The 281-nt window shown below is 56.2% G+C and carries 1 protein-coding gene; it reads left to right on the forward strand.

Going from position 1 to position 281, the window contains the following annotated elements; genetic code table 11:
- The first annotated feature begins 46 nt into the window (after positions 1-46).
- Positions 47-229, forward strand: a complete 183-nt coding sequence (locus AC0IYH_RS31080; protein WP_463563889.1) for a CPXCG motif-containing cysteine-rich protein — start codon at positions 47-49, stop codon at positions 227-229.
- The last annotated feature ends 52 nt before the right edge of the window (positions 230-281 follow it).

Genomic DNA, 281 nt, shown 5'->3' on the forward strand with positions numbered 1-281 from the left:
GCAATAGACCGCCGATTATACCCTGCAAGTCACAAGGAGGCGCCCTATGCTGGAAACACAGGATTACCAATGCCCTTATTGCGGTGAGCCGGTCGAAGCCGTACTGGATCTATCGGCGGGGGATCAGCAGTACATCGAGGACTGCCCGGTGTGTTGCCGGCCAATCGTCTTCTCGCTCAGTACCGATGGTGTGGATTGGCAACTGGACGTGCACGGAGAGAACGACTGATGAAGCGCATCTACGAGCCCCAGGATCTGATGGAGGGTGAGTTGTTAAAGGG

Source organism: Pseudomonas sp. AC463, from assembly GCF_979253585.1.

Coding starts and splice junctions, on each gene's coding strand:
- AC0IYH_RS31080 (WP_463563889.1), top strand. CDS start 47: ATGCTGGAAACACAGGATTACCAATGCCCTTATTGCGGTGAGCCGGTC.